This is a genomic window from Streptomyces sp. NPDC018029 (assembly GCF_044327655.1).
GTDB lineage: Bacteria > Actinomycetota > Actinomycetes > Streptomycetales > Streptomycetaceae > Streptomyces.
Genome location: NZ_JBIRFV010000014.1, coordinates 16,260 through 41,716, shown reverse-complemented (window position 1 = coordinate 41,716; position 25,457 = coordinate 16,260). Strand labels below are relative to the sequence as shown.

The following is a 25,457-nucleotide window of genomic DNA, read 5'->3' as shown; positions in this document are numbered from 1 at the left end:
GGAATGTGATGAACAGCGACACCCCGATCCTTGAAGGCGGCCCCGACGACGCGGTCGGGCAGGAGATACCGGGCCCCCCGCTCCCCGAGGGCATCCCGACCTTCGACCCGAACGACCCGGTGGAGAACGCGGTGATCCGCCGGCTCGTCGGCAACTGGCACCGTCGTGCCACCGTCAAGCGGGACGAGCCCGACCTCGACGAACTGTTCGACCTGTCACGCGCGGACTATCCCGAGCAGATCCTGCCCTTCCGTGACCACCCGACCTTCCGCGGCCTGGACCCGGACAAGCGGGCCGAACTGCTGAGCTGGGCGTGGATCGCGTACAACCGGCACACCGTCATGGCCGAGCAGAAGGTGGCCAACCCCGCGTTCGCACTGGTCATGGAGGGGGAGTACCCGGGCCTCACCGGGGAGGCGCTCAACCTGTCGCTGGCCCAGGCGATGGTCGATGAGCAGTACCACACGCTCATGCACCTCAACGCGAGCGCGGTGACCCGCAGGAAGCGGGGGCAGGCCATGCCGGACAACGCGCTGCCGCTCTCCCACACCGCGCGCGTCCACCAGGAACTGCGGGACCGGGCGGGCGAGCGCTGGGAGAAGTCCCTGACGACGCTGGCCTTCGCGACGGTCTCGGAGATCTCCATCAACGCCTACCTCGACCTGCTCGCCGAGGACACCACGATCCAGCCGATCAACAGCACGACCGCCAAGCTGCACAACCGCGACGAGTACTGTCACGCGTCCATCTCGCACGTGCTCGCCGAGATGGTCTACCACCACCTCGACGCCCGCCAGCGCAGGTACTTCCTGGACATGCTGATGGAGGGTCTGGACGCCTTCGTGGCCAACGACTACTCGACCTGGCACCGGATCGTCGACCTCGCCGGCATCGACGGCGGGCACGAGATGCTCGCGGACTGCCAGGCCGACGCGGGCCGTGCGCGGCTGGTCCGCGACTACACCGGACTGCACAAGCTGGTGGAGCAGATGGGCGTGGCCGACCAGGTGGACTTCGACTGGTCCCGCTCCCACATCGCCCACTGACGCTGCCCCGGCCCGCGACCGGTGGCGGGCACCCCCGCCACCGAGGACCCATGAGGATTTGGTGTGAAGACCTACTCCCACGAACGCCTGGCGGCGCTCGCCCGCGACCGCGGGATGTCCGAGGAGTACCTGCGCGACCTGCGGGTCGTCTCCTCCGTCCTGCCCTTCAAGGTGAACGAGTACGTCGCCGACCAGCTCATCGACTGGTCGGCGGCGCCCGACGACCCGATCTTCCGGCTCACCTTCCCGCATCGCGACATGCTCCCGCCGGACGTCTTCGACAACATCGCGGCCCTCCACGACAGCGACGCGCCGCGCGACGTCCTGCGCAAGGCCGCCGCCGACGCCCAGGAACTGCTCAACCCCCACCCCGGCGACCAGCTCGAAGCCAATGTGCCGACACTGGACGGACGCAGGCTCGACGGGCTCCAGCACAAGTACGACGAGACCCTGCTGGTCTTCCCCTCGCAGGGCCAGACCTGCCACGCCTACTGCGGTTACTGCTTCCGCTGGGCCCAGTTCGTCGGGGTGGCCGAACTCCGGCAGGCGCTGCGCTCACCCGAGGACCTCACCGGCTACCTGGCCAACCACCGCGAGGTCACCGACGTCCTCTTCACCGGCGGCGACCCCATGATCATGAAGACCTCGGTGCTCAAGCGCTGGATCGAGCCGCTGCTCGACCCGGCCATGGAGAGCGTGCGCACACTGCGCTTCGGGACCAAGGCGCTCTCCTACTGGCCGGCCCGCTTCACCGGCGACGCCGACGCGGACGATCTGCTGCGGCTGCTCGAACGCTGTGTGGCGGCCGGCCGGCACGTCGCGGTGATGGCGCACTTCTCCCACCCCAAAGAGCTGGAGACCCCGGTGGTACGGGAGGCCATCGCCCGGGTGCGGTCCACCGGTGCGGTGATCCGCGCCCAGGCACCGCTGATCGCTCACGTCAACGACCGCGCGGACGCCTGGTCGCGGATGTGGCAGCAGCTCGTGGAACTCGGCGTGGTGCCGTACTACATGTTCGTCGAGCGGGACACCGGCGCCCGCAGCTACTTCGGCGTGCCGCTCGCCCAGGCGCTGGACATCTACAACGACGCCATCCGCGGCGTCTCCGGCCTTGCCCGCTCCGCCCGGGGCCCGGTGATGTCGGCCTCCCCGGGGAAGGTCCTGCTGGACTCGGTGACCACCGTCGCGGGGGAGCGGGTCTTCTCGCTGCGGCTGCTCCAGGCCCGTGACGCCCGGCTCGTGGGGCGGCAGTTCTTCGCGAAGTACGACCCCAAGGCGGAGTGGTTCGACGACCTGCGCCCCGCGCTGGGCTCCTGGTTCCCCGGGCAGCCCGACCCCGAAGCGCCCCAGCCGCCACGGGCGGGTAGCCGGTGAGGGTCACCGCGCACGAGGCCAGCCTGACCCAACGTCACCTCTGGCGCTCCGCGCGGGAGGCCATCCCGATCACGCGCACGGTCATCGTCGAGGCGGAGCAGGACGGCGTGTCCGGCTACGGCGAAGCGTCTTGCTTCATGACGGACCACTACAACTCCGGCCTGGAGCGGATGCACGCCGACCTGCGGCGAACGGCGCCCCTGCTGGCCACGCTCGACGTCCGCGGGCCGGACGGCGACGCCGACACCCTCTGGCAGCGGCTGGCCGCCGAACTGCCCGACTCCCCGTTCGTGCTCGCGGCACTCGACTCGGCCCTCCACGACCTGCGGGCCCGCCTGCTCGGCGTCCCGCTGTGGAAGTCCCTGGGCCTGGACCGGCCGCACAACCTGCGCTCCAGTTACAGCATCGGCCTCGACACCCCCGAGGCGATGGCCGGAAAACTGCGCGAGCGGCCGGGCTGGTGCGCCTACAAGGTCAAGCTCGCCGACCCCGGCGACCTCAACATCCTGCGCGAACTGCGCCGCCGGACCGACGCACCCTTCCTCATCGACGGCAACTGCGGCTGGGATCCGGGCCGGCTCGTCCCCGCCCTGTCCCACTTGCAGGGCCTGGGGGTGCGCCTGATCGAACAGCCCTACCCCCGCGCGGCCTGGGACGACGCCCGCAGCCTCAAGGAGATCAGCCCGATCCCCGTCATCGCCGACGAGAGCATCACCTCCCCGGCCGACCTGGACGCCTGCGCGCACGCCTTCCACGGCATCAACGTCAAGCCGATGAAAGCGGGCGGCCTCACCCCGGCCCTGGCCATGCTGCGGGCCGCACGCGAACGCGGCCTGATCACCATGCTCGGCTGCATGCCCGAGTCCGCCGCGGGCGTCTCCGCCACCGCCCACCTCGGCGGTCTGGTCGACCACCTCGACGTCGACGTGGTCGACCTGCTCGCGGTGGACACCGGCCACGGGCTCAGCCTCGACGCCACCGGCCACGTCGCGCTGCCCGACCGCCCGGGCTCCGGCTACCTCCCCCACGCCACCGCCCACGGCTGGTCCGTGCACCACGTCCCGGCCGAGCGCGTCCACCTCGTACGCCGTCAGACACCGGGCTGTACACCGGCCACGCCGGGCGCCGGCCCCCCGCACGACGAACACCCCGCCACCCGGCACCTCGCGGCGCTGCGCCAGGGCCGCGCGGTGGGCGCCGCCTCCCTGTACGCCGAGGACCCACCGGCCGGCCACGACCTGCCGCAGTCGCGCCCCGGCCACGCCCGGCGCCTGTACGGCATGGCCACCCTCGAGGAGGCCCGCGGCACGGGTGCCGGCAGTGCGCTGCTGCGCACCACCCTGACCGTCGCGGCCCTGGACGGCGCCGAAACGGTCTGGGGCCACGTCCCCGACGCGGCCCTCGGCTTCTACCGCAAGCACCGTTTCGACGTCCTCGGCCGGCCCCTGGACCTGCCGGGGCTCGGCCCCCACCACTTCGTGCACAGGAGCACCCGTTGACCACCCAAGCCCCGGCCGGGACACCCCCGGCCGAGCCCGCGCCGCCCGCCACGGGCCGCACCATCCACCCACGACCGGCACGAAAGCTCGCCCGCGAGGCACTCAGCGCGGCGGACCTGCCCCCGGAGCAGGCCGACCAGGTGGCCGACGCACTGGTCACCACCTCGCTGCGCGGCATCGACACGCACGGCCTGCGCCTGCTCCCGCAGTACCTCACCGAGCTGTCCACCAAAGTGGCCCGCGCGGCGGCGGAGCCGACCGTCGTGCGGGACAGGGGCGCCGGACTGCTCCTGGACGCCGACGGCTCGCTCGGTGTCCTTGCCGGACTTGCGGCCGCACGGCTCGCGGCGGAGCGGGCCGCCCGGTACGGGGTGGCCGCCGTCGGCGTGCGCAACTCCAACCACTTCGGGGCCGCGTCGGTCTACACACGTGCCCTGGCCCGGACGGGCCTGGTGGGCATCGCCGTCACCTCGGCCGCCTCCCGGGTGGCACCGTACGGGGGCGTCGAGCCGCTGTTCGGCACCAACCCCATCAGCGTCGCCGCGGGCGGCGGCGACGAGGAATTCGCCCTGGACATGGCCACCAGCCAGGTCTGCTTCGGCGAGGTGAAGCAGCGCAGGGCCGAAGGCCGCGGCCTGGACGACGGCTGGGCCACCGACAGCGCGGGGCGGCCCACCACGCACCCCGAGGAGGCGTACGCGCTCTCGCCCCTTGGCGGATACAAGGGGCAGGGCCTGGCCATGGCCGTCACCCTGCTCGGCGCCGTCCTCACCGGCACCGCACCCGACTGGCACCTCTCCCAGGTCGGCGAGGGCGGCACCGGAGCGAGCCGCGGCATCGGACATCTCGTACTCGCCCTCGACCCGGCCGCGTTCACCGGCGCGGACAGCTTCGCCACCGGACTGACGGACCTGCTGACCACGGTGCGCACCGCGACCGCCGCGACCAACCAGCCCGTGCTGGCCCCCGGTGACCCGCAACGCGCCCACGAGCGGCACCGGGAGACCCACGGCATCCCCCTGGACGCGGGCACCGCCCGCGCCCTGGACGAGCTCGCCGCACGGCTCGGCCTCCCCGGGACCCAGGAGGCGTCCGCGTGATCCTCGTCCTGATCAGCCCCCGCCAGGCAGGGCTCCCCTTCGCCCAGTGGCTGCCGGAGGAGGCGGGCAGGCTCGTCGCGGTCACCGCCGACGGCGCCCCCGTGGGCGAGGGCTTCACGCAGGTCGTCACCGTCCCCGACTACACCGACGACGACGCCGTGCTCACCGCCGCCCGTGCGGCCGCCCGCAGACACCGTCCCCGTGCCGTCCTGGCACTGGCCGAGGCCGACGTCGAGCGCGCCGCCCTGCTGCGCCGCGAGCTGGCCCTGCCCGGCCTCGACAGCACCGCGGCCGCCGCGTACCGCGACAAGGTCCTGATGAAGCAGTACGCGAGCGCCGCGGGCCTGCCCGTCCCCGCCTTCGCGCCCGCCGCAACCGTGGACGACATCACGGACTTCATGGCCGCCCACCCCGGCCGGGTCGTGGTCAAGCCGAGGAGCGGCTCCGGATCGACGGGCGTGCACGTGCTCGACGCGCCCGGCCAGGCGGACGCACTCGCCGAGCAGGTGGCGGGCGGCTCGTACGAGGTCGAGGAGTTCATCGAGGGAACCCTGCACCACGTGGACGTCTTCCGTGCCGAGGGCGAGCCCGTCGCGGCCGTCGCCTCCCGCTACACCGGCGCCGGGTGCCTGACCCACTGGGAGGACGCCCCGCTCGGCTCGCGCAACCTCGACCCCGCCGATCCGCTCCACGAGCGGCTGGTCCAAGAGACGTGGCGACTGATCGACGCGCTGCCCTCGCCGGACACCCTGTGCGCGCATGCGGAGTTCTTCGTCACCGACAGCGGCCGGATCGTGCTGTGCGAAGTGGCCGCCCGGATCGGCGGCGGCCCGATCCCCGCCATGCTCCGCCACATCCTGGGCACCGACCCGCGAGAGCTGTGGGCCCGCATCGAGTGCGGGCTGCCCGTCGCGCTCGACACCGTACGCGACCACGCGCGCACCGCCCCCCGCGCCGCCTTCTGCGGCATCCCGCCCAAGCACGGCCGGGTCCTGCGCCTGCCCGAACCGCCGCCCGGCACCACGGACTTCGTCCTCAACACCCGGATCGGCGACGACTGGAGCGGGGAGCGCTACCGGCTGCGCAAGTCCGGCGACTTCCTCGCCACCTGGGTGATCACCGACCCCGACCCCGCCGTCCTGGACAGCAGAATCGACGCCACCGCACAACTGGTCGGCGCGGGCTTCGGCTGGGACGACACCGACCCGCCCGCGCCGGTCCCCGCCACCTCGGGCCGCACCGAGGGCGGGGCGCGATGACCACGACCGCGCCCACCGCGCACCACGGTTCGTTCACGGCCCGGCTGCTGGCGCCCGGCCACCACCGGGCACACCACGACGCCACCGGGCAGGACGGCACCGGCCTGATCTGGGACGACGCCCGCTGGCTGCGCTTCACCGCACGCACCGACCTCCACGAGACGCACTGCCTTCAAGTGCTCGAAGAGGACCGGCCGGTGGCCCTGGCCACTCTGCTCGTCACCCACAAGCCCGGCGGGCTGCTCTTCTACGACGCCCCCAGGCTGGCAGGCACCGCCTCACCCATGGCCGAGCCCGAACTCCTCGACGAGGCCGAGCGCGCACAGTGGCACCGCCTCACCACATCCCTGCCCCAGGACCGCGCCGACCACTACCCCTCCCTGGCCCTCGCCACCTTCGGCAACCATCACGGCGTGGCCCACACCCACGGACGCTCCCCGCAGCAGCGCCGGTCGGTCATGGCGGCGCTCCCCGCCCTCCTTATGCAGATCGCGGACCAACTCGGCTGCCACAGCACGGCGTTGCTCTACGTGGGTGAGCCCGAGGCAGAGGCGGTGGACGCCGCCGCCACCCGTGCCGGCTACCACGCCACGCTCCTCGGCGCCGACGCCGTGCACGACTTGCGCGCCGACGACTGGGAGCAGTACGTGGCCGGACTCAGCAGCCGCCGCCGAAGAGGACTGCGCAAAGAGGTCACCGCCTACGAGAACAGCGGCTTCCACACCGTGGCCACCACCGGCCCGCAAGCCCTCGACGACACGGTGACCGCCCTCCAGGTGGCCCACCGGGCGAAGTACGGACTGCCCGGCGGACACGAGCGCGTCCGCCGCGACTTCGACGCCCTGCGCGAGGAGATCGGCGAGTCGTGCGTCGTCCTGGGCGCCGTCCACGAGGACCGCATGCTCGGTTTCGCCCTGTACCTCAGGGCCGGCGACACCCTCTTCCTGCGCACCGTGGGCTTCGCCCCCGAGGCCTCCGGCTGCTACCTCGCCCTCACCTACCACGAGAGCGCCCGCTGGGCCCTGGAGAACGGCATCCGCCGCATCCACTACGGACTCGCCACCTACGAGGCCAAATTCCAGCGCGGCTGCGAACTGCGACCCCGCTGGGGCTGGTTCGCCTTCCACGGGCCGCACGCCAAGGCCTTCCACGAGGTGCTCACCCTCCAGTCCCGCAGCATCGAACGCCGCCTGGAGCGCGTCGGCAGCCCGGCCACCCCGGTCCCCTCCCGCACCCTTTCGCCCTCCTCCACCCTTCACGGAGCCGCACGATGAAGCTCACGCCCACCAGCGACATCTGGATGGACGGCAAGTTCGTCCCCTGGGACCAGGCACAGGTACACGTCCTCACCCCCAGCCTGCACTACGGCTGGGGCGTCTACGAAGGGATCCGCGCCTACCCCACGGAGCAGGGCCCGGCCGTCTTCCGGCTGCGCGAACACCTCCAGCGGCTGCACGACTCGGCGCGCGTCTACCTGATGGACCCCGGCCACAGCGTCGACGAACTCACCGAGGCATGCCTCGAACTGCTGCGCCGCACCGGCCTGGAGAGCGGCTACCTGCGCCCCCTCGTCTACCTCGAATACGGCACCATGGGCGTCGCCCCGCGCCTGGACAGCGCCAGAGTCGCCATCGCGGCCTGGCCCTGGGGCTCGTACCTGGGGGAGAAGGCCGAGCAGGAGGGCTGCCGGCTGATGGTCAGCAGCTGGCAGCGCAACGGCGTGCACGCGGTGCCGCCACTGGCCAAGGCCACCGGCGCCTACGTCAACTCCGCGCTCGCCAAGGTCGCCGCGATCCGTGCGGGCTACGACGACGCCCTCATGCTCACCCCCGGCGGCCACGTCGCCGAGGCGTCCGCCGCCAACGTCTTCGCCGTACGCGACGGAGTGATCACCACCCCGCCCATCAGCGACAACATCCTGCCCGGCATCACCAGGGACACCACCATCACCCTCGCCCGCGACCTCGGCCACCAGGTGCGCGAGCAGAGCCTGACCCGCAGCGAGCTCTACGTCGCCGACGAGGCCTTCCTCACCGGAACCGCCGCCGAGATCGTCCCCATCGCCTCGGTCGACGACCGCCCCGTCACCGAAGCGGGCAGCGGACCGCTCACGCGACAACTGCGCCAGGCGTTCCAGGACGTGGTCCACGGCCGGACAGCCGACCCCCACGGCTGGCTCACCCACCTCTGACCACCGCCGTACGCCCACTCCCAGCGAGGTCCACCTTCATGTCCGAGCACGTCCTGAGGTCCGAGCACGTCCTGGTCATCGGCAGCGGCCGAGACCTGCCCACCCGGCTGCGCCGCGCCCGCCCCGGCACCCGCACCACCGTCATCTGCCGACTGGACTACCTCTCCAAACTCCGTGAGACGACGGAACACACCCGGATCATCGGGGTGAGCCCCGAGGCCCCGGACGACGAATGGACCGCGTTCGCCCAGGCCGTGCACGCCCGGCACCCGTTCACCCGGATCGTGGCCTTCGGCGAGCGGGACCAGGACAAGTGCGCACTCATCGGCCAGGCGCTGGGCCTCACCGCGCACTCCCCGCGCACCACCGCTCTGGTCTACGACAAACACGCCATGCGGGCCCGGCTGCGCGAAGCCGGCATCGACACCACGGCCTGCGCCCAGGTGTCGGATGTGGCGGAACTGCGGGCGTTCCTCGCCGCGCACGACACCCCCTGCATCGTGAAACCGGGCAGCGGCTCCTTCAGCAAGGGCATCACCCTGGCCCGTGACGCCGAGGACGCCGCCGACGCCTTCGCACGCGCCGGCGGCACACTCGGGGACGCCGACGGCACGCCGGTCCTGGTGGAACAGTTCCACGAGGGCCCGCAGTTCAGCGTCGAGGCGTTCTCCGAGGACGGCGACCACCAGATCGTCGCGATCACCCGCAAGTACTCCGACCCGCTGAACTTCGTCGAACTGGGCCACGTCAGCCCCGCACCCCTCACCCCCGCCCAGGAAAAACAAATCCACAACTACGTGGAACGAATCCTGGACGCCCTCGGCATCAGATCCGGCGCCACCCACACCGAAGTCGTCCTCACCGAACACGGACCGCAGCTGATCGAGACACACGTCCGCATGGGCGGCGACGAGATCCCGGCCCTCGCCCACGACGTGACCGGCGTCGACATCGCCGACTGCCTCATCCGCCACACCCTCGGCGAGAAGGTCCTGCCCGGCATCCGCGCCGCCCTCGCCGCACCGCGCACTCCCCGCAGTTCGGCGATCTGGTTCGCCGCGCTGCCCGCCCCCGGAGTGCTCGCCGAGACCACGGGACTGGACGAGGCCCGCGCGATACCCGGGGTGACCGAAGTGCAGCTGCTGGTCCCGCCGGACGCCGCCGTCGAGGCCCTGCAGTCCTCCACCTCCCGGGTCGCCCACGCACGCGCGATCGCACCCAGCGCCGACGAAGCACTGGCCGCCGCCCGAGAGGCGATCAACCGCCTCACCTTCCACCTGCACGTGCACGCCGCCGACCAGGGAGCACTGTGACGACCTCGCCGCCGCGCCCCGCCACTCCGCCCCATCCCGATCCCCACCCCCAGCGCATCACCCTGGCCGACTTCCACGACGCGGCCCGCGACGTCCTGCCCGCCCCCGCCTACGACTACCTCCAAGGCGGCGCGGCGGACGAACGGACCGTGCGCTGGAACGCCGAGGCCTACGAGCGGCTGGCCCTGCTGCCCCGGGTCCTCACCGGCACCGCGGGCGTGGACATGCGCTGCACCCTCTACGGCACGCAACTCCCCACGCCCATCCTCCTCGCGCCGACCGCCTCGCACGGCCTGTTCCACCCCGACGCGGAAGCGGCGACCGTGCGGGGCGCCGCCGCCGCGGGAACCCTCACCACGGTGAGCACCTTCTCCACACTGACGCTGGAGGAGATCGGCGCCGCCGCCACCGCCCCCTGGTGGTTCCAGCTCTACGTACAGAGAGACCGGGCCCTCACCAAGGACCTGGTGCTCCGGGCCCGCGCGGCCGGCGCCACCGCCTGCGTCGTCACCGTCGACACCCCGGTGACCGGCCTCCGGGAAAGGGACCTGCGCAACGGATTCGCCCTCCCCTCCCACGGCACGCCCGCCAACCTGACCGGCCACACCGCGCAACCGGGCCGCACCGCGGCCGACCCCACGCACCACGGCATCCACGACCCGCGGATCGACCCCGCCGTCGCCTGGTCCGACCTCGAATGGCTGCGCTCGGTCTCCGGGCTGCCGGTCCTGGCCAAGGGCATCGTGCGCCCCGACGACGCCCGCCGGGCCGCGGAGACCGGAATCGGCGTCTGGATGTCCAACCACGGGGGCCGCAACCTGGACACCGCGATCGCCCCGCTCGTCACCCTGCCCGCCGTCGCCGAGGCCGTGGCAGGCCGGGTCCCGGTCCTCATCGACGGAGGCATCCGCCGGGGCACCGACGTGGTGAAGGCACTGGCACTCGGCGCGGACGCCGTGGCGATCGGGCGCCCCTACGTCTGGAGCCTGGCCGCGGGCGGCGCCGAAGGAGTAACCGCCGCCCTGAACGCCCTGCACCGCGAAACCGAACTGGCCCTCACCCTCCTCGGCACCCCCGACCTGGCTGCCCTGACCCCGGACCTCGTACGCCCGTCCTGGTGACCTGGGCGGTGCCGCCCGGACCACGCGGGACCGGCCTGTGAGTGGGGGTGTCGGTGGCGTTGGGCGGGTGTCAGCCGGACGGGATGCCGGGTGCCGGGTCACGGGGACAGACGCGGCCGGCTCCGCTGTGATGAGGTGCCCAAACAGCTGCCCTGGCCATGATGGTGGTGCTCTTGGCCAGGCCCTCTGACGAGCCCATCGATGTAGGGCATACCGTCCAACTCGCGCTCATCCGCGACCACGACGGACTGGCACCCCTGTCGCAAACGGAGACGAAATCCCTCACCCAGGCACACGCCGAATCCGGCCGCCTACGTCGACAACCCGCACACCCAGGCCGATCCGCAAAAAGGGTCGAGGGCCAAATCAGAACCGCCGTCGATGCAGGTGAGACCATCGACGGCAAGGTCACGCCCATCTACCGGACCAACGACCCCGGCGACGTCATCCCCCTGGGAATGACCCTGGAGGCGCACGGCAACCGCGGCTTCTCCTTCACCCCCTACGAAGGCGAAAGCAGTACCAACAGCGTCTCTACCTTCAATGCCCCAAAGCCCAACTAAGCCCCCGTCAAGGAAAAGAAACCGACCCCGATGCACCCCACCGTGGAACGCCTTGCCGCTCTCGTTCCTCCCCCCGGCCCCCGCCGCCCGCGAGACTGGGCCGCCGCCGAGCAGCGGCTTGGCACCGCCTTGCCGCAGGACTACAAGGAACTCGTTGAGGCCTACGGAGGCGGGGTCTTCGACGAGACCATCTGGCTCCTGGACCCCGCATGTCCGGACGAGGACTACAACCTCCTCGACCAGGCCACGGAGCGGGCAGAAGTCCTGGCCAACTTGTGGGAGACCGAACCCAAGCCGGCGCAACTGCAGGACGATCCCCAGGCCCAGGTGTGGCCGTGGGCCTACATCGAGGGCAGCGGCGCCATGCTGTACTGGTTGCGTCGGCCGGAGCAGAAGCCTGATGAGTGGACCGTCATGTTCAACGAGGGCCGGGGACCGGAATGGGAATACCACCCGACCCAGTGCACGTCCTTTCTCCTGTCCGTCCTGACAGGAGAGACGGACTCGGTGTACTTCGACGAGTTTCCCCCCGACCAGCACGAGTTCGACTCCAACGACGACATCCTCTGAAGCCCGATGCCCCCTCCCGCCTCCGGTGATCGCCGCAGGGTCCGTCCGCTGCGGCTCGTGGAGTGACGTCTGGCTGTCGCTTCCGGCCCGGCCAGGGGGGGCGGGCTCGTGGGCGGTCACCGGAGAAAAAATGTCCGCGGCAACCCAGTGACCGCGCTCAGGCCCGCTCCGGTAGTTGCCGGCAGACTTCGCCCGCGGTGACACCTACGCCGCTGCACTGTGGCAGGACCAGACCGTCGTTCACCCCCCCCGCAAGACGGGGACACCGCCGACACCGGCGAACAGGCCCTGGCCTGCCAGGTGATGACCGCCGACACCAACCTGGCCACGCTCCTGCGTGTCCTGAGCCGACTCAGCCGCACGAGCCCGCGCACGCAGGCGGCTCAGGCCGTCATCTAATTCGTCGCCGCTTCCGTGACCGCCAGCTACGACCAGCACCCCGACCTCGAGTTCCCGGTGCTGGGCCCCGAGTTCGCCGAACAACTGGTCATCCTCGCGGCGTCCCTGAGCGACCGCCCCGACACTACTGAGACCGCGCCGGCCGAGGAACTGCCCAACCGGAGCGGCTGCGCCACCAGCCACCTTCCGGCGCCTGGGCGCGGACAGGGCCCCGAACGTTTGTTGGTGGAAGTCACCGCCGACGACCACGAACGGGCCTCAGCCCGGATGTTCTTCAAGGAAGCGGTCGCCGTCTGCTGGGAAAAGGAGATTCTCGCCGGCAGCACGAACGGTACCGCCACGGCCTACTACCTCAAACGCTTCCGCGCACGAGCCGCCTGGCACGGTCTCCCGCCTCCGCCTTCGCGCCCAACGCCCGCCTCATGTCGCACCCCCGCCCCTCCGTCCGATACAGTAGATCTTGAACTGGTCGCCACAACACGCGGCAGCCGGTGATGCGTTGGTGGTCCAAGGAAAGACGCCCCGCTTCCTGCGGGGAAATGCAGGTGCAAGGCCTGCCCGGCGCTCGACCAGAGGCCCGTACACGCACAGCGTGTACGGGCCTCCTCGCGTCTACGTGCGCTCGAGGGCATGACGATGCGTTACCGCCCGTGCCCACTGTGTCCGAAAGTCGAATTCCCCGATCATAGGTGAGTAGTTGAGCGACTGCGGGGGGCGCGCAAGCGCTCCCCGCAGTCGAACGAAAGGGTAGGGGATGAGTCAGTATTCAAAGCGTCTCAGTGTTTTCCTTGGCGGCTTGATAATTCTAGGGCTTATCTTCTGGCCGATCATGGTGTGGATGTCAGGGCTGGGGCAGGGTGCCAGGTGGGCCCTAGGTATACCCATGCTCATTATTCTTTTCGGTTACATGTTTATGGGTGGCGTATGGGCCAACCAAGGAAGTCGACGGCCCTGAATACGGGGCTGGCAGAGACCTCCGGCAGCACACAAGGCTCCCGTGCCGTTGTATGAGGCGTTCCACGTCTCAACCCATAGCACGGGAGCCCCGCTGACCTGCCCACCTGCCACACTCGACCTGTCGCGAATCCAGGTCGAATGGGTCACTACGGTCATCGTCTAGACGGCCTTCGGAACTTCCGTGTTTTTCTCACTACATGGCTGAGAAAAATCAAATGCGAGGCGACGAGCGGACCTGCCAGGGCGAGAACTGCCGAGTGCGGCGGCCGAGCGGGGGGCGTCCAGTGCCGCCGCGGCCCGGTCCCGGTGCCAGCCCACGAGGCCGAGACCTGATACGCGAGTTCGTGCCTGGGTCACGACGGTGCCGATGGCTTGGCGTCGGTATGCGGGCGGGCGGACCTGACCCTGTTGAGCGTTCACGGAGTGATCTGGCCTTGGTGCGCGGCTCCTCCTCCGGCTGCGCGACGGCCTGAAGCCCACGCTGTGACCTCAGTTGCGGCGACCTCTTCGATCTTCTGCAGGAGTCGTTCCCGCGCCGATTGGTCGCGGTCCTCATCCGTGAGGAGCCGGTAGCGATGGACTTCCACGCGCAGGCTCGTCCAACTCTCTGCGGCCAGAACCCAGCGGTCGACGTGCTGAAAGACCTGCCGGAACCCGCCGATGAACACAGCTGCTCCAGCCAGGGACGCCGTGACCGCCGCAGGCGCCTGGATCCCGGCGGCGACCACAGTCGCAGCGCCGGTGAGCAAAGCTGTCAGTTCGGTCAGCTGATGGAGCCGCCGGGCCCGGTCGCGCGTTCCCGCGTACCAGGCCAACTCCTCCTCGGCGTAAGCGAGCAGAGCGTCGTGGCCCGTTCCCGGAGCCGGTGGCTGTCGTCTTCGTAGTCTCCTTAGGCGCACTCGCACATGATGCCGAATGCCTGCCGCGGACTGTGGTGAGACGCCAGATCGTGACCGCGCACCGCTAAGGCATGACACGAAGTCCCCTGCTGACCTTTGCTCCGGACGGCTTCGCGGTCGACAAGGGCGGCAAAGGATCAGCAGGGGACTTCGCCGGGTCCGCTTAGCCTCGTGCGGGCCACGGGGACAGGCAGAGCAGAAATTCCGGTGCGGTCGATCGCCTTGGCGAGTTGCTTGGCGTGGTCTTCGAGCAGTGGCTTGAGTGCGCCGTAGTAGGGCTGGTGGTCCGCTTCGCGGAGCCGGCGGATACGTCCAGGCTGACGCCGACGCCTGGCTCACCCACACCCTGGCCGCGCACCTCGGGCACTACCGCGACCCCGCCGCCCGCGAGGAAGCCATTGGCCTTCTCACCCCGCCGGGTCCTCGCGCACGCCGAGCTGCTGGCCGCGCTTGCCCACCTTGCTCCGGACACCGGCGTCGACCAGTCGGCGTTCGCGACCCGGCTCACCACCGCCGAACCCGAGGCTGTCACCGACTTCGAACTCGTCCAGCTCCTGGCGGTGCTGCGGGAGCGCCCGGCGCAGGCCCTGATGGAGCCGGAGGAAGGCGGTGGCCTCCTGCTCGGTGTAGGCGCAGCTGCTCCGCTGTGAGTGCCCACGAAGCCCGTCCGGCGCCACCGTTCTTATGGCGCAGCAGGGCCCGGCCGTCCCGGGTCAGCTCAGTGACTGGAGGCCGCTCCAACCATCGGCCCCGACTGTGACGGCGTCCCCCAGCCCTGTCGTGGTGAGCCGGGGGTGGAATGTCAGGCCGGTGGCCGTAGAGGCGGTGGACCACAGGTCAGGCCGGCCGTCGTTGTCGGCGTCGCCTGCGGAGGCGAGGAGCGGGATAGCGGCCGGAGTCCAGCCCGTGGCCACGCGCACCCGTGCCGCCGTGTCACCGAATCCCGCGCCGTCGGGGCCCGTTCCCTGGGCGAGGAAAAGTTCGCCGGTGGACTTCTTGCGGGCCAAGAGGTCGGGGTGGCCGTTATTTGTGACGTCGCCAGGGGCGGCCAGGTCGTAGTCTGCCCAGTTGCTGTCGCCAAGGAGGAGGGGCTCGGCGTACTCGTCCAAGTAGCCATAGGGGTGGCCGTAGTAGAGCCAGAGATAGTTGCCTTCCTTGACCAGAAGGTCAGGGAAGGACGGCAGGTCCCATTCGCCGATCTCACCGTCGCCGTCGAGGTCGGTGGGTCCGTCGACGTCGCCGATGGCGAGGACTTGGTCGGCGTTCTTGAAGTGGTCGTCGGCTTCGTCGGAGACGGTGAGGTCCAGGCGTTCGCCCTCGCAGGAGGAGCCCTCACCGGATTCGCCGAGGCTGGTGCACATGTATCCGAATCCGTTGTTGGGATACACATGCAATTGGCGGGAGCCCTTGGCGCCGGTGGTGGCGATGAGGTCTTCGTAGCCGTCGCCGTTCCAATCGCCGCGGTGGGTGATCAGGGAGCCGTCGAACGAGTGCTTGCTGGCGGCGGCGGGAGTGGCCAGACGCCCGTTGCCAATGCCCGGGTGCAGAGTGAGTTCGCCCTTCGAGCGCAGGGCAAGCAGGTCCGGATTACCGTCACCGTTGAGGTCGCCGGGCTCGTCCGGCTGCCCGGGGGAGGCGGCGTAGAAGAAGTAGACGAACGTATCGGAGCGGTTGTTCGCCTTGTCGAGGGAGCGGACGACGAGACGGTGCGGGCCCGCGGAGGGCGGAGTGAGCTTCACGGTGGCGCTGGCGCCGGCCTTGGGGGCGGCGACGGCGCGCACGGTGGAATCCCAGTCGCTCCAGTACTCGTACTTCACCACGTCATGGACGCCGTCGGCGGAGAAGGTGAATGTCCCCTCGGTGCGAGCCGCCCCGGTTTCCTCGGGCTTGCCAGCATCGCCTTCAGGGAACTGAGTAGAGGTCGCCGACGGCGGGCGGGAGGGCCGGGTGGGGTCGAAGGCGAAGCGGCAGCCAGGGGCGCCGAGAGTGGGGCGCCAGTCTGAGGCTGCCTTGCCGTCTCGGGCCTGCACCTTCCAGGAGAAGCTGCCCTTGGCCGCGCCGATGTGTTTGCCGAGCAGGGCCTTGGAGACAGTGGTGCGCGCGATGCCCTTGTTGGAGACCTTCACGTCGCGGTTGACGATGAGGCCGGGGTCCGCATCGTGCTTGCCGGTGGGCCACAGGTGGAACCGGGCGGTGACGGTGCCGCCGTCCGGATCGGAGACCCTCGCGGTCAGTTGGACGTCGGTGTTGCCGAGCGTGACGTAGGTGCCGTTGTCGCCGCAGCGGCCGCCGGTCATGGTCGAGGGCACGGTGTCGACGGCGGCGGGCAGGTTCGGGGTGCTGTTGTAGGTGGTGGAGAGCACCGCGGTCCGGGCGTCGAACTTCTTCCACGATGCGGAGTTCGACTCATCGGTGCGTAGGCCGAGCGCCAGCTTGCTCCATTTCCCGGCGGCCGCCTTGGTGGTGACCTTGGTGGTGTCGAACTCGAGGTTGCCTGCGGGGCAGCTGCTGGACCACCCCTTGGCGCCGTTGACTGTCGCGTACTTCTCGTGCCAGGCGGGCTGCTTGTTCCACGTCGTCGCCGAGGAGATCGCCGCGGTGAGCCACAGCTGGACCGGCTTCTTCGTGCACGACCACGAATGCGTGTTCTTGATCCGCATCGTGGAGGAGGTGATCTGCTTGCCGTGCAAGGAGCGCGGATTGAACTGGATGAAGGACCGCCAGGTGCCCCCGGTCTCCGACTCGTGCCCGACCCGCGCCACGTGCGAGGAGTGGTTCCAGTACGAGGTGCCCGGGTGCTTCTTGGAGACCGAAGTCCATCCCAGCCGCGGACTGGAGACGGAGGGGTCGATGTAGACGGGGTAGACCGTCTCCGGATGCGTCAGCAGGTTCTGGTCGGGGGTCAGGAGCATCTCCCCGCCGTCCACGTGGATCGGCATGCGAGACTCCTCGGCGCCTTCACGCGGTTCGAAGACGTCCTCACCGGAGTGCACCGGCGCGCTGTCCGCGGGCTTGGCGCGCACCGTGGCCTTGCGTACGTCCGCGGGAGCGTGGGCGGCGCCGGCCGTGGGAGGTGCGGAGGAGTCCCACATGGTCGGGGTCGGGGCGGTGAAGACGACCTTCCCCGCCGGGTTGCGGGCGGTGAGGTTCCCCGCGTCGTCAGTGCGTACGTCGACGCCCTCGCTGTCCAGGGCGAAGCGCAGGGCCTTGAGCGCGGGGTTGCGGGCCGCGTCGGCGTTCTTGACGACGAGGACCTGCTGGAAGCCGACCGCCGAGGCCCGCAACTTGACGTCGACGCCGGGCAGTACGTCGGGATACGTGGCCGTGTCCGCCTCGACCTTCGGCGCGGGGAGTTCGCCGGGCCAGCCCACGCTCATGGACCGGCCCTCACGCGTGACGGTGGCCAGTGGGGTCTTTGTTCCGCCGCCGGAGAAGCGCACGCCCACCGAGGCCGCCCGGGGAGCGAACGTGCCGTCAGGGCGCTCGACCAGAGTCTCGTCGATGTCGACGAGCCTGCCGTCCTGCCTCGTCCGCAGGGGAACCGTCGCGGTGTCCTGGGTGAAGGTGCCATCGGGGTTCGCGTACACCGTGGCGTACTCGGTACGCCACGAGAGGACTTCGACGCGGTCCCCGCCGCGGGCAGCCTGCCGTGAGGCGGTGGTCTCCTCGTCCTCGTCCGGTCCTGAGGCGCTTGTCCCGCTGCTGCCTGAGGGCCGGGGGCCGGCCACGGCCGCCGGAGCGGAGGTGACCCCGATCCCCGCCGACAGGGCGCCAACTACCAGGGCTGCAAGCCCTATTCGCCATCTGGAATGCGGACGACAAGGCATGCGTCTTCCTCTTCATTCAATCCTCGGAAACCCGGCCAAGTAAAGCACGTGCCAAGAACAGCCGTGCTTACGGCGTCAGTCGCAACAATTCCGACGCCGACTACTTGACATAGAACGCCAGGTCAAGGGGCTTCTGTCGGTAATCCGCATGTCGAAGGTCATGCCGCCGGTATGCATCAATACCCATGCCGCGAACGAGTAAAGGGCGTGCTAAGTTCTCCGGCGTCCATCTGCCCTTGATGTGGGAGCTTTTGAAGAATGCGTGCGTCTTCTCGAATAAACTCCGGGTGCCGGCCCGGGCGTTCGGACCGGAGAAGGCGCCGCATCCGACGCGTGGTCACCACACTGACGGCGACAGCCCTGCTCAGCGGATTGCTCACCGCCGAGACTTTGGCGATGACCAGGCTTTCCCTGCGCGAGCTGCAGACCACAAAGCCCGTCCCCGTCACACCGGTTGAGGGGAGCAGGAAGACCGCGGGCGACGAGGCGGACAAGAAGGCGTGGCGGAGCGTTCCTGATGCGGCCTGGCCCAAGCCGGTCACGGCCTCGGCCGAGATTTCGGCCCCGGGCCGGAAGGAGAAACTGACGCCGGGTTCCCTGCCCGTCGACATCACCCCGATCACCCCGGTCAAGAAGCAGGGCGGCGCGGGCAATGCGGTGTCCGGTGAAGTCGTCGTAGAGGTACTGGACCGCAAGAGCACCGAACGGGCCGGGGTCTCCGGAGTTCTGCTGTCCGTCGAGTCCGACGGTGGTGACGCCGAACTCGGCATCAACTACGCGTCGTTCCGCAACGCCCTTGGAGCCGACTGGGCATCGCGCCTGACGCTGACCCGGGTCCCGCAGTGCGCGCTGACCGACCCCGGCGCGGACGACTGCGCACCCGCTCCGGTCGAGACGGCCCACAACGACGCGGACAAGCAGACCCTCAGCGCGCGCGTCGACCTCGGGGAAGGGGCCGCCGACGTGGCGCCGAACTCGCAGACGAAGAGGAAGCCCGCACAAGACAAGCCCGGCACACCTGGCAAGCCCGGCACGCCCGCCGAGGCCGGCTCCGCCGAGCCGGGCAGCGCCAAGGCCGAACCCACCAAGGCAGGCACCACCAAGAGTCGGCCCGCCAACGCCAAGACCGCTGACGCCAAGACGGCCGCCACCCAGCCCGCCACAGACGAGTCGACCGCCAAGCCGGCCCGCCGTGCGCGCTCCCTGTTCGCCGTGCAGGCCGCCCCCTCCGGCGCCGGGGGAGGCGGCGGAGACTTCCGGGCCACCCCCCTGTCGCCGTCCGGCTCGTGGGAGGCCGGCGACTCGTCCGGCGGTTTCTCCTGGACGTATGACCTGAACACCCCAAATGTCCCGGGGGAGATGGGCCCCGAACTGTCCCTCGGCTACTCCTCCTCCTCGGTCGACGGGCGCACCGCGGCGACCAACAACCAGGCCAACAACGTCGGTGACGGCTGGAGCCTGGAGCCCGGCTTCATCGAGCGCCGCTACACGTCCTGCAACGCGGACATGAAGGACGGCAACAACAAGGTCAAGAACGGCGACCTGTGCTGGGGCGGCCACAACGCCGTCCTGTCGCTGGGTGGCTCCACCACCGAGCTCGTCCGCGACGACGCCACGGGTACCTGGAAGCCGCAGCAGGACGACGGCAGCAAGGTCGAACTGGTCAAGGACGCGGGACGCGGAAACGGCGACAACGACGGCGAGTACTGGAAGGTCACCGACACCGCGGGCATCCAGTACTTCTTCGGCTACCACAAGCTGCCCGGCTGGACCTCGGGCAAGACCACCACGAACTCGACCTGGACCGTCCCGGTCCACGGCAACCACGCGGGCGAACCGTGCCACAAGGACACCTTCGCCGACTCCTGGTGCCAGCAGGCCTGGCGCTGGAACCTCGACTACGTCCTCACCCCGCACGGCGACGCCATGGCCTACTACTGGGGCAAGGAACAAAACCGCTACGGCCGCAACGTCAGCCTGAGCAGCGGCAGTTCGACGGCCACGCCCTACACCCGCGGCGGCTACCTGAAGAAGATCGAGTACGGGCTGCGCCACGACGACCTGTACACGGGCACGCCCGCGGCGAAGGTCACCTTCACCACCGCCGAACGCTGCCTGGCCACCTCCTCCTTCGACTGCGCGGCCACCAAGTTCACCGCCGCCAACGCCAAGCACTGGCCCGACGTGCCCTACGACCAGCACTGCAAGTCCGGCGACGAGTGCAAGAACCGCTACAGCCCCTCCTTCTGGTCTCGCAAGCGCATCACCGACATCACCACCGAAGTCCGCGCGGGGACCGGCTACCAGAAGGTCGACTCCTGGAAGCTGACCCACTCCTTCCCCTCCACCGGTGACGGCTCCTCACCCGCCCTGTGGCTCAAGAGCGTGCAGCACACCGGCCACACCGGCGGCACCAGTGAGACCACGCCCGCTGTCACCTTCCGCGGCACCCAGCTGGCCAACCGCGTCGACAGGACCGGAGACGGAATCCCGCCGCTGATCCGCTACCGCGTGCACGCCATCGACACCGAATCCGGCGGCACCATCGGCATCACCTACTCTGCTCCACAGTGCACGGCATCGAAGCTGCCTGCCGAGGAGACCAACACCAAGCGCTGCTACCCCGTCTACTGGACCTCGCCGGACTCGCCGGGCGCCGACTACAAGCCCACCAAGGACTGGTTCCACACCTATGTGGTCACCCAGGTCCGCGAGGAGGACCACGTCGGCGGCGCCCCCGCCAAGCAGACCGACTACACCTACCTCGGCGGCGCGGCCTGGGCGAAGACGCAGGACGAGTTCACCGAGGCCAAGTACCGCACCCACGCCGACTTCCGCGGCTACGGGCACGTCAGGACGGAAACCGGCACCGGCGGCGACGGCACAAAGCTGCGCACCGAGACCCGCTACTTCCGGGGTATCCCCGGCGCCCAGGTCAAGGACTCCGAGGGCGTGGAGGCCGGCGACCACCCCGTGTTCGCGGGCATGACCCGCGAGGAGGCCACCTTCGAGGGCGGCAAGCTCATCGAGGCGTCCGCGTCCACCCCGTGGAAGTCGGCGGCCACCGCCACGCGCAAGCGCGGCGACGGGCTGCCGGCTCTGCAGTCCTTCGTCGCCGGTGACAGCCGGACACAGACGTCACGCACCGCCGTGGGCGACACCTGGCGCCGCACCAAGGTCGAGCGGACCTACGACTCCTACGGCATGCCCGCCACCGAGTCCGACCACGGTGACACCGCCAAGTTTGGCGACGAGACCTGCACCACCACGACGTACGCCCGCAACACCAAGACCAACCTGGTGGAGCTCGCGGCCTCGGTGAAGACCGTCGCCAAGGCCTGCGGCACCACCCCCGACCTGCCCAACGACCTGATCTCGGAGAAGCGCACCTACTTCGACAACGCCACCACCCTGGGCGCCGCCCCCACCAAGGGCGACGTCACGCGCGCCGACGAGCAGAACGCGGCGGGCACCGGCTTTATCACCGTCGAGCGGAACAAGACCGACCGGCACGGCCGCACCATCGAGTCCACCGACGCCACGGGCGCGAAAACCACCACCCAGTACACCCCGGCCACTGACTACGCCCCGACCAGGACCGTCGTCACCAACGCCCTCGGCCACACCGAGACCACCGAGTCCGAGCCGGGCCGGGGCCTGCCCACCGCGAAGGTCGACGCCAACGGCAAGCGCACCGACTCCACCTACGACGGCATGGGCCGGGCCACGAAGGTGTGGGAGCAGGGCTGGACGAAAGCCGCCCACCCCGATACGCCCAGCAAGCAGTTCACGTACACGGTGACGAAGACCGAGCCGACCGTGGTCACCACGAAGACCCTGCGCCACAACGGTGACTACCGTACCGAGTACGCCTTCTTCGACGGCCTGCTGCGCGAGCGCGAAAGTCAGGCGCCCTCCGCCAACGGCGTCGGCCGGATCATCGGGGAGAAGAAGTACGACTCCCGTGGCCTGGAGTGGAAGACCTACGACGCCTACTACGCCACCGGCGACGCCTCCGGCACGCTGGTGACCGGCGACGACACCAAGACGCCCGACGCGACGCGCACCGTGTACGACGGGGCAGGCCGCACCACAGCCCAGATCCGCGAGAAGTACGGCGACGAACAGACCCGCGTCACCACGCGGCACGACGGCGACCGCACCACCGTGATCCCGCCCCGGGGCGACACGGCGACGACCACGGTCACCGACGTCCACGACCGCACCACCGAACTGATCCAGTACACCGACGCCGAGCGGACCACGTCCCAGTCGACGACGTACACCTACACGCCCACCGGCAAACACAAGACCGTCACCGACCCGAGCGGCGCGACGTGGACATACACCTACGACCACCGCGACCGGGCAGTGAAGACCGACGACCCCGACAAGGGCACCACACACGTCACCTACGACGACGCAGACCGCCCCGTCACCACGACCGACGCCCGCGGAACCGAACTGACCACCGGCTACGACGCACTCGGCCGCAAGACCAAGCTGACCAAGGGCAACACACTGCTGTCCTCCTGGACATGGGACACCGTCGCCAAGGGCCTGCTCACCAAAGCCACCCGCCACGCCGGCGGCCAGGAGTACGTGGCCGAGACGACAGGCTTTGACGACCGCTACCAGCCCACCGCCACCAAGGTGACCATCCCCGCCAGGGAGGGCGCCCTCGCCGCCACCTACCAGTGGACGTACGGCTACAACGCCCGCACCGGCCTTGTGGACTGGACCCGCCAGCCCGCCCTGCCGGGACAGGCCGCCGAACGCGTCACCAACCGCTACGGCAGCAGCCTCCCCTACGACCAGCTCGTCATGACCGGCCCCACAGCACCCGTCCTCGTCAACAACATCACCTACGACCCCTTCGGCCGCCCGCTGCGCACCGAGTACGGCCCCAAGGGACGCCACGTGTGGGACACCAAGGAGTACGACGAGCACACGGGCAACCTGATCCGCACCACCACGGACCGCGAGACCGGGCCCTCCCGCATCGACGACGTCCGCTACGGCTTCGACGCAGCCAGCAACATCAACAAGCTCGTCACCGCCTCGGGCCAGGACGAAGAGCGCTCGGTGGACACCCAGTGCTTCACCACCGACGCGCTGCGCCGCATCACCAACGCCTGGACAGCGACGGACAGTTGCGCGGCCAAGCCCGACGCCGCCGGCGGCGAGGGCGGCACGGCCCCCAAGGTCGGCGGACCTGACGCGTACTGGCACACCTTCACCTACGACGCCATCGGCAACCGCAGGACGGAGACCCAGCACAAGATCGACGGCGACCCGCTGGCCGCCCACGACGTCAAGCGCACCTACTCCTACGGCGAGAAGGGCGCGGGCAAGCGTCAGTTGACGTCCGTGAGCAACGAGACGGACGGCGAAAGGCACGAGGACACGTACAGCTACGACGCGGCGGGCAACACCACCAGCCGTGCCGCGGGCGGCCGTGAGCAGGAGATGTCCTGGGACGCGGAGGGCCACCTGGCCAAGGCGGTCGAGGCGGGCAGGACCACGGGCTACCTCTACAGCGCGGACGGCGACCGCATCCTGTCCAAGACACCGAACGCCACCACCCTGTACCTGCCGGGCGGCAACGAAGTCACCCTCAACAAGGACGGGACCAAGTCGAGCGCCCGCTACTACACCGCGGGGGATGAGACGGTCGCCGTCAAGACCGGCGGCCAGGTGAGCATCCTGCTCTCCGACCACCTGGGCACGGCCACCACAGCGGTCGTCCTCGGTGCGGGCCAGGCCATCACCCGCCGCAAGACGCACATCTTCGGCGGGCAGCGCACCGCGCAGTCCGTCAACTGGCCGGGCAACAGGGGCTTCGTGGGCGGCACCACGGACACCACGGGCCTCACCCACCTAGGCGCCCGCGAATACGACCCCACGCTCGGCCGGTTCATCTCGGTCGACCCGGTCATGGACACAGCCGACCCGCAGCAGATGCACGGCTACACCTACGGCAACAACAACCCGGTCATCCACGCCGACCCCGACGGCAAGTTCTTCGGCAGCTTCGTCAAGAAACTCAAGAAGACGATCAACAAGATGGCCAAGACGGCCATCAGGGCGGTCAAGCGCTACACGAAGTGGTACGGCCGCCTCAAGCCGTACCAGAAGCAGCAGGTGCGCATCGCCAACGCGTCACGCGGCATCAGCAACAAGTTCTACGACGGCATCGATAGGGCCAGAACCAAGGCGAAGGCGGACGCGGCGGCCCGGGAGACACAGAAGCGCCAAGACGCCGAACGGCGCCGAAAGGACAGCCTCTGGGGCAACATCAAGAAGGGCGAGTTCGGCGAGGCATGGAACAAGACCGGCGGCAAGGCCGTCACCCACGTCAAGGAACACTGGCGGGGGTACGCACAGGGTGGCGCGTTCGTCGTGTGCGTGGTGGGAACTGCGGGCTATTGCACAGTCGCAGGCGCGGCCCTGTTGGCAGCGGACAACATCGCCGACGGCGTCAACGGCGAGTTCAGTAAACGCAAATTTGTGACGCAGACATTGTGGCTCGGCGCAGGTGCCGGAGCCGGTCGGATGCTTGCGGGCAGCTGGCGGGGCAGCGCTTTCACACGGGGCCCTTCCGGGCCTCGGGCTCCCCTGTGGCGAGGCAGCACCAGGCCCCCCGCGCCCAAGGGTGGCATCGACTGGGGGCAGACTGGACGCAATATGAGTACAAATGCTGGAATGAGCTGGGCCGGTTGTGGTGCCGGTGGGTTCAGTGGTGGTCAGGCGGCTTGCGGGTGATCAGTACGTGGAGGGTGGTCCCGCGGCGTACGGAGAAGCCGGTGGTGATCGCTCGGCGCAAGAGCGGACCCATTGGGGGCATCGCTGTGGTTCTGGCCACTGGGGTGTTCGGCGCTTGGGGTGTGGCTGAGGGGTGGAACAAGAACGACCCCGGAGACATGCCCTTCCTGGGGGCTGCCCTTCTCGCGATCATGCGGGTCATGTGGCGCGCGGTTGTCCGACCTCGAGTTGATGTGTACGCGGATGGATTGCAGGTCATCGGATTCTGGGCTCGCTATTGGATTCCTGGCGCGGCCATCCGTCGTATCGAGCCCGAGGACGGGATGCAGGTGACCACGACCGGTGGTGACGTCATCGGAGTGTTCGCGTTTTCGCGGTCTCTCTTGGATCGCGGCCAGGCTGCTGCTGGTGCGGCGCAAATGCGCCGTGCGAAGCCGGCCCGGCCGGGGCATCCGGATGAGGTGCCTGCTGTTCTTCGGAGCCCTGACTGGGCGTGGGCGGACCTGCTGTTCGTGCCGATGCCCGTCCTTACGCTGCTGGCGATGACCGGCGTCTACGGCACCTGGAACTGAAC

General features: G+C 69.9%; 17 protein-coding genes. 15 read left to right on the top strand and 2 right to left on the bottom strand.

Features of this window, described 5'->3' with window-relative positions:
• The first annotated feature begins 8 nt into the window (after positions 1-8).
• The 12 genes from ACH4D5_RS33985 to ACH4D5_RS33930 all read left to right on the top strand — a co-directional run bounded on the left by ACH4D5_RS33985 (position 9) and on the right by ACH4D5_RS33930 (position 12,930).
• Positions 9-1,046 (top strand): diiron oxygenase, encoded by a 1,038-nt coding sequence (locus ACH4D5_RS33985; RefSeq protein ID WP_398310375.1) that lies wholly within the window; start codon positions 9-11, stop codon positions 1,044-1,046.
• A gap of 63 nt (positions 1,047-1,109) precedes the next feature.
• A complete protein-coding gene (locus tag ACH4D5_RS33980; protein WP_398310372.1) occupies positions 1,110-2,420 on the top strand; it encodes a KamA family radical SAM protein in 1,311 nt (436 codons plus the stop codon).
• Positions 2,417-3,919, top strand: a complete 1,503-nt coding sequence (locus tag ACH4D5_RS33975; protein WP_398310369.1) for a GNAT family N-acetyltransferase — start codon at positions 2,417-2,419, stop codon at positions 3,917-3,919. Before ACH4D5_RS33980 ends, ACH4D5_RS33975 begins: the two co-directional genes overlap by 4 nt.
• Entirely contained in the window at positions 3,916-5,019 is a 1,104-nt protein-coding gene (locus ACH4D5_RS33970; protein WP_398310366.1) for an Ldh family oxidoreductase, read from the top strand. The genes ACH4D5_RS33975 and ACH4D5_RS33970 overlap by 4 nt, the downstream gene beginning before the upstream one ends.
• Positions 5,016-6,278 carry an acetyl-CoA carboxylase biotin carboxylase subunit family protein gene (locus tag ACH4D5_RS33965; RefSeq protein ID WP_398310363.1) on the top strand — a complete coding sequence of 421 codons (1,263 nt, stop codon included), beginning with the start codon at positions 5,016-5,018 and terminating at the stop codon, positions 6,276-6,278. The genes ACH4D5_RS33970 and ACH4D5_RS33965 overlap by 4 nt, the downstream gene beginning before the upstream one ends.
• On the top strand, positions 6,275-7,552 hold the full coding sequence (locus tag ACH4D5_RS33960) for a GNAT family N-acetyltransferase (RefSeq protein ID WP_398310360.1): 1,278 nt from the start codon (positions 6,275-6,277) through the stop codon (positions 7,550-7,552). The genes ACH4D5_RS33965 and ACH4D5_RS33960 overlap by 4 nt, the downstream gene beginning before the upstream one ends.
• Positions 7,549-8,469, top strand: a complete 921-nt coding sequence (locus ACH4D5_RS33955) for a branched-chain amino acid transaminase (RefSeq protein WP_398310357.1) — start codon at positions 7,549-7,551, stop codon at positions 8,467-8,469. Before ACH4D5_RS33960 ends, ACH4D5_RS33955 begins: the two co-directional genes overlap by 4 nt.
• A gap of 38 nt (positions 8,470-8,507) precedes the next feature.
• Positions 8,508-9,782 carry an ATP-grasp domain-containing protein gene (locus tag ACH4D5_RS33950; protein ID WP_398310355.1) on the top strand — a complete coding sequence of 425 codons (1,275 nt, stop codon included), beginning with the start codon at positions 8,508-8,510 and terminating at the stop codon, positions 9,780-9,782.
• Entirely contained in the window at positions 9,779-10,903 is a 1,125-nt protein-coding gene (locus ACH4D5_RS33945; protein ID WP_398310352.1) for an alpha-hydroxy acid oxidase, read from the top strand. The genes ACH4D5_RS33950 and ACH4D5_RS33945 overlap by 4 nt, the downstream gene beginning before the upstream one ends.
• 158 nt (positions 10,904-11,061) lie before the next feature.
• Positions 11,062-11,466 carry a hypothetical protein gene (locus tag ACH4D5_RS33940; RefSeq protein WP_398310349.1) on the top strand — a complete coding sequence of 135 codons (405 nt, stop codon included), beginning with the start codon at positions 11,062-11,064 and terminating at the stop codon, positions 11,464-11,466.
• Positions 11,467-11,496: 30 nt separating this feature from the next.
• Positions 11,497-12,036, top strand: coding sequence for an SMI1/KNR4 family protein (locus ACH4D5_RS33935; RefSeq protein WP_398310346.1), 540 nt, complete (start codon positions 11,497-11,499; stop codon positions 12,034-12,036).
• A 414-nt stretch (positions 12,037-12,450) separates the two neighbouring features.
• A complete protein-coding gene (locus ACH4D5_RS33930; RefSeq protein ID WP_398310343.1) occupies positions 12,451-12,930 on the top strand; it encodes a hypothetical protein in 480 nt (159 codons plus the stop codon).
• A gap of 878 nt (positions 12,931-13,808) precedes the next feature.
• Here ACH4D5_RS33930 and ACH4D5_RS33925 read toward each other — a convergent pair.
• Positions 13,809-14,291 carry a DUF4231 domain-containing protein gene (locus tag ACH4D5_RS33925; RefSeq protein WP_398310340.1) on the bottom strand — a complete coding sequence of 161 codons (483 nt, stop codon included), beginning with the start codon at positions 14,289-14,291 and terminating at the stop codon, positions 13,809-13,811.
• 398 nt (positions 14,292-14,689) lie between these two features.
• Between ACH4D5_RS33925 and ACH4D5_RS33920 the strand changes: the two genes are divergently transcribed.
• The gene (locus tag ACH4D5_RS33920) at positions 14,690-14,941 is read left to right on the top strand and encodes a hypothetical protein (protein ID WP_398310338.1); all 252 of its coding nucleotides are present in this window, start codon (positions 14,690-14,692) and stop codon (positions 14,939-14,941) included.
• A gap of 63 nt (positions 14,942-15,004) precedes the next feature.
• On the opposite strand, the gene ACH4D5_RS33915 is transcribed toward ACH4D5_RS33920, so the two are convergent.
• Positions 15,005-18,019 carry an FG-GAP-like repeat-containing protein gene (locus ACH4D5_RS33915; protein WP_398310335.1) on the bottom strand — a complete coding sequence of 1,005 codons (3,015 nt, stop codon included), beginning with the start codon at positions 18,017-18,019 and terminating at the stop codon, positions 15,005-15,007.
• A gap of 495 nt (positions 18,020-18,514) precedes the next feature.
• Between ACH4D5_RS33915 and ACH4D5_RS33910 the strand changes: the two genes are divergently transcribed.
• Both ACH4D5_RS33910 and ACH4D5_RS33905 read left to right on the top strand, forming a co-directional pair.
• The gene (locus tag ACH4D5_RS33910; protein ID WP_398310332.1) at positions 18,515-24,883 is read left to right on the top strand and encodes an RHS repeat-associated core domain-containing protein; all 6,369 of its coding nucleotides are present in this window, start codon (positions 18,515-18,517) and stop codon (positions 24,881-24,883) included.
• A gap of 41 nt (positions 24,884-24,924) precedes the next feature.
• Entirely contained in the window at positions 24,925-25,455 is a 531-nt protein-coding gene (locus ACH4D5_RS33905; protein WP_398310329.1) for a hypothetical protein, read from the top strand.
• Positions 25,456-25,457 lie beyond the last annotated feature (2 nt).

Coding starts and splice junctions, on each gene's coding strand:
- ACH4D5_RS33910 (WP_398310332.1), top strand. CDS start 18,515: ATGACCAGGCTTTCCCTGCGCGAGCTGCAGACCACAAAGCCCGTCCCC.
- ACH4D5_RS33960 (WP_398310360.1), top strand. CDS start 6,275: ATGACCACGACCGCGCCCACCGCGCACCACGGTTCGTTCACGGCCCGG.
- ACH4D5_RS33935 (WP_398310346.1), top strand. CDS start 11,497: ATGCACCCCACCGTGGAACGCCTTGCCGCTCTCGTTCCTCCCCCCGGC.
- ACH4D5_RS33940 (WP_398310349.1), top strand. CDS start 11,062: ATGATGGTGGTGCTCTTGGCCAGGCCCTCTGACGAGCCCATCGATGTA.
- ACH4D5_RS33950 (WP_398310355.1), top strand. CDS start 8,508: ATGTCCGAGCACGTCCTGAGGTCCGAGCACGTCCTGGTCATCGGCAGC.
- ACH4D5_RS33955 (WP_398310357.1), top strand. CDS start 7,549: ATGAAGCTCACGCCCACCAGCGACATCTGGATGGACGGCAAGTTCGTC.
- ACH4D5_RS33985 (WP_398310375.1), top strand. CDS start 9: ATGAACAGCGACACCCCGATCCTTGAAGGCGGCCCCGACGACGCGGTC.